We start from the raw sequence: 4,431 nt of genomic DNA, 5'->3' as shown, positions 1-4,431 counted from the left end.
GCCCGCCGGCGCGTCAGGCCATCTTGCGCAGCCACTGCTCGACACCCGCGATGTGCGCCGTCGACCACGCGCGCGCGGCCTCCGCGTCGCCGCTCTCCAACGCATCGACGATCGCCTGGTGTTCGCGCACCGTGCGCGCCCACGAATCGCCCTGGGTCAGACCCCGCCAGACCCGCGCGCGCATCGTCGGGCTGGAGAGCGAGTCGAGCAGCGAGCACAGCACGAGGTTGCCGCTGAAGCCCGCGATCGCCTGGTGGAACCGCAGGTCCTGGTCGATCAGTTGCTCGGTGCTGGGCTGCGGTTCGTCGACCTGCGCGAGGCGGCGCAGTTCGGCGATCCCCGCGGCGTCGATCCGGTCCGCGGCCAGCGCGGTGGCGGCCGGCTCCAGGATCCGTCTGACCTGGAGGAAGTCCAACACGCTCTTGTCGTGGTGGAAGTCCACGACGAAGGCGATCGCGCCCATCAGCAGGCCCGGTTCGAGGCTCGTCACATACGTGCCGTCGCCCTGTCGTACATCCAGGATCTGGATCAGCGACAGCGCCTTGACCGCCTCGCGCAGCGAATTTCGGGACAGGCCCAGCTTGGTCGCGAGATCGGCCTCTTTCGGGAGCTTGTCGCCGGGCTTGAGCTCCCCGGAGACGATCATCTCCTTGATCTTGTCGATGGCTTCATCCGTCACCGCCATGCCGATGATCCTTCCAGAGGTCCGATGACTTCCAGTATGACGGGCGGGCGAACAAGAAGACAGGGCGGCCGGGTCGCGGCCCGCCGCTCCGACTCCTCCCGACCGACGTTTTCGGTCGCCTCGGCTCTACCGCAGATCTGGCGCGGGGCTGATCCGCAGCACCACCGGTTCGGGCACACCGGGACGAACAGGCGGAACGGACAGGGTGGACAGGCCCTCGCGGTCGCACCGAGTACCGTCCCCACCGAGCCACTCGCACGTGGCGTCGGCGGCGAGCGCGAGGCGCGGCAACGCCGACATCCCCGAGGACGGACGGTCCAGGAAGGTCGCGTACAGGTCGCCGTCGCGCACGGTATAGCGCACGCGCAGGCCGTCAGCCGTCCGATCTTCCGCGACGTGCCAGGAACGGGTCCGGTACACGGCGTCACCGTTGATCGCCAGCCAGGCCCCCAACTCGCGCAGCGCCGCGTCCTGTTCCGGCGAGATCCGGCCGGCCGCGTCGGGGCCGATGCCCAGGAGCAGGTTGCCGCCCTTGCTCACCACGTCGGCCAGCAACTCGACCAGATCGGGGCCCGACGTCGTCCACGACGCGTCCTCTTGCCGGTTGTAGCCGAAGGACAACCCGACCCCGCGCACGGTCTCCCACTTGGCACCGGTCGGCGCGTCGCGCTGGGCGTACTCGGGGGTGACGAAGTCGGGCGTGCCTGCGTAGAAGCGTTCGTTGACCACGCCGTCGGGGACCGCCGCGTAGTAGTCCGCGAAGAGCTTCTCCGGCTCGGCGGCCGACGGGTAGCCGATGTCGTTCCACAGCACGGCCGGCTCGTAGCGCTCGACGAGTTCGCGCCAGTGCGCGTCGGCGTAGCCGGCGTATTCGGCGGACTCCGGTACCGCGCGGGCGACGTCGTCGGCGCGCAGGATCGGCAGGTGGGCGAAGGTCCAGTCGATACCGCCGGAGTAGTAGATCCCGAACCGGATCCCGCGCGCCTCGACGGACGCGCGCAACTCGGCGAGCACGTCGCGCTCCAGCGCCCACCCGGCCCGATGCGGGTTGGGCGTGCGGCTCGGCCACATCAGGAAGCCGTCGTGGTGCTTGGCGAGCGGGACGACGTAGCGGGCGCCGGCGGCGGCGCACAATTCGGCCCACGGCTCGGGCGACCACGCGTCGACGGCCTCGGCGAAGTCGGCGCGAAAGTCGGCGTAGGTGCGGTCGCCGTAGGTCTCGCGGTGGTGGCGCCAGGTCGGACTGCCCTCCACGGACACCGAGTTCAGGTACCACTCGCTGTAGCTCGTGGTCACGATCGGGTCGAACCCGTCGGCGTCGACGTCGGCGGCGTAGGACCGATTCTTGTCCGCGCCGTCGCCGTGCTCGGCGAGCAGCTTGACCAACCGATCGTCGAGCGGCGCCCAGGCCGGCACGGAGTACAGCCCCCACGTGATCATCACGCCGAACTTGGCATCGTCGAACCACTCGGGCAGTGGGCGGGCGAGATCGGGGCGATCGGACGGCGAATCAGACATGCGAAATCCTCGGGCAGGGGCGAGCAACCTGGAAAGGTAGGATCAATATTCCTGGTTATCGTGTGTCTGACAAGGTCGTGGGCCGCAAAATGCGGTGATAGTACGCACAGAGGCCGTTGATAGATCGGCTCTCTGGATGGTCGAGCGAATCGACCTGCGGTCGTGCACGCGCATGTGCGGAATACGTGTACGTGGCACGAGACTCGTTGTACTGCTATAACTTTTATAGACGTACAACGAATCGGGAGATTCATGTCCTCGAACACCGGCACGCCCACGAACTCGACCACATCGGCGTCCGCGACCGATCCCGAACGTCGGCGCCGCCTGCTCATCCTCGTCACGTGCTGCATGAGCCTGTTCATCGTCGGCCTCGACAACACGATCCTCAACGTCGCCCTGCCCTCGGTCCGCAGCGACCTCGGCGCGTCGGTGTCCGGTCTCCAGTGGACCACCGACGCCTACACGCTCGTCCTGGCCGGGCTGCTGATGCTCGCGGGGTCGACGGCCGACCGGATCGGGCGGCGGCGCGTATTCAAGACCGGACTGGTGCTGTTCGCCCTCGGGTCGCTGCTGTGCGGAATCGCGCCCAGTCTCGAATGGTTGATCGCGTTCCGGGTGGTCCAGGCGGTCGGCGGGTCGATGCTCAATCCGGTCGCGATGTCGATCATCACCAACACCTTCACCGAACCACGCGAGCGAGCCCGCGCGATCGGCGTCTGGGGCGCGGTGGTCGGGATCAGCATGGCCCTGGGGCCGATCGTCGGCGGCGCGCTCGTACAAAGCGCGGGCTGGCGTTCGGTGTTCTGGGTCAACCTGCCGGTCGCGCTCGTGGCGTTCGTACTGACCATGCGGTTCGTCCCCGAATCGCGCGCCCCGCGTCCACGCCGCGCCGACCCGATCGGTCAGGTGCTGGTGATCCTCACCCTCGTGACGCTGACCGCCGGGGTCATCGAGGGACCCGGCCGCGGCTGGGACTCCCCCGAGATCATCGCCCTGTTCGCCGTCGCCGCGCTGAGCCTGGTCGCGCTGCTTCGGTACGAGCCGCGCCGCGACGAACCCCTGATCGACCTGCGGTTCTTCCGTAGCGTGCCGTTCAGTGGGGCAACCGTGATCGCGGTGTGCGCGTTCTCCGCGATGTCCGGGTTCCTGTTCCTCAACACGCTCTACCTTCAGGAGGTGCGCGGCTATTCGCCCATCGAGGCCGGTCTGCACACCCTGCCGATGGCCGTCGCGACGATGGCTTTCTCGCCGCTGTCCGGCCGACTCGTGGGCACCGTGGGCGCCCGCGTACCGCTGCTGGTCGCGGGCTTTGCGATCACGATCAGCGGGCTGTTGCTCACCGGACTGGACGCGGACACTCCGGTCGCGCTGCTGATCGTGGCCTACACGGTGTTCGGCATCGGCTTCGGCATGGTCAACGCGCCGATCACCAACACCGCCGTCTCGGGGATGCCCCGCGCACAGGCCGGTGTGGCGGCCGCCGTCGCCTCGACCAGTCGCCAGGTCGGCCAGTCGCTCGGCGTCGCCGTGGTCGGCTCGACCATGGCCGCCGCGCTCGCCGGCGGCGGGGTCGGCGGCCAGGCAGCGCACTTGGCGGGGGCCACCCACACGGGGTGGTGGATCGTCGCCGGCTGCGGCGTCGCGATCGGGGTGCTCGGTATCATCACGACCGGCCGCCGGGCTCGCGCGAGCGCGACTCGTACCGCCGCCGAACTCCAGCCGGAGCCCCCCGTATCGGCCCCCGACCCAGCGAAGGTTGCGAACATCACGTCATGACGGCCCCCATCGGCCCGGACGCCCCCGAGGCGGCGCCCGCGCACAACTCCCCCGTCGGCCCGGACTCCGCGAGTGTCCCGGCCGCGGACCGCGCCGCGCGCACGTGGCACGACCTGCGTGAATTCGTACACATCCGCAACGACCGCCGCAAGGTGGTCAGCGAAGCACTCGACATGAGCTTCACCCGGGCCAAGGCGCTGCGGCGGCTCGTCGCCGGCCCGCTGACCATGCGCGAACTCGCCGAACGCCTGATGACCGACAAGCCCTACACCACGCTCGTGGTCGACGAACTGGAGCGGCGCGGCTACATCGAGCGCGCCGTCCACCCCACCGACCGGCGGCAACGCGTGGTCACCGCGACCCCGGCCGGTCTCAGCGCCGCCCGACGCGCCAACGCCATCCTCAGCGCGCCCCCGGCCGCACTGCTCGCGCTGCCGCCGGAGGACCTC

General features: G+C 69.6%; 4 protein-coding genes. 2 read left to right on the top strand and 2 right to left on the bottom strand.

What is annotated here, in order from left to right; translation table 11 throughout:
• Positions 1-13: 13 nt before the first annotated feature.
• Both GT354_RS40000 and GT354_RS39995 read right to left on the bottom strand, forming a co-directional pair.
• Positions 14-685, bottom strand: coding sequence for a FadR/GntR family transcriptional regulator (locus GT354_RS40000; RefSeq protein ID WP_161361356.1), 672 nt, complete (start codon positions 683-685; stop codon positions 14-16).
• A 126-nt stretch (positions 686-811) separates the two neighbouring features.
• Entirely contained in the window at positions 812-2,203 is a 1,392-nt protein-coding gene (locus GT354_RS39995; RefSeq protein WP_161361354.1) for an alpha-L-fucosidase, read from the bottom strand.
• Between the two features lie 252 nt (positions 2,204-2,455).
• Between GT354_RS39995 and GT354_RS39990 the strand changes: the two genes are divergently transcribed.
• A complete protein-coding gene (locus GT354_RS39990; protein ID WP_161361351.1) occupies positions 2,456-3,982 on the top strand; it encodes an MFS transporter in 1,527 nt (508 codons plus the stop codon).
• The coding region (locus GT354_RS39985) for a MarR family transcriptional regulator (RefSeq protein ID WP_161361349.1) at positions 3,979-4,431 on the top strand (453 nt) is incomplete at its 3' end. The genes GT354_RS39990 and GT354_RS39985, both read left to right, overlap by 4 nt.

This window comes from Streptomyces sp. SID3343 (genome assembly GCF_009865215.1).
In the GTDB taxonomy this organism is placed as follows: Bacteria; Actinomycetota; Actinomycetes; order Streptomycetales; family Streptomycetaceae; genus Embleya.
The sequence above is the reverse complement of the archived record's forward strand: the minus strand, read 5'-3'. Positions and strand labels throughout refer to the sequence as shown.

Coding starts and splice junctions, on each gene's coding strand:
- GT354_RS40000 (WP_161361356.1), bottom strand. CDS start 685: ATGGCGGTGACGGATGAAGCCATCGACAAGATCAAGGAGATGATCGTC.
- GT354_RS39995 (WP_161361354.1), bottom strand. CDS start 2,203: ATGTCTGATTCGCCGTCCGATCGCCCCGATCTCGCCCGCCCACTGCCC.
- GT354_RS39990 (WP_161361351.1), top strand. CDS start 2,456: ATGTCCTCGAACACCGGCACGCCCACGAACTCGACCACATCGGCGTCC.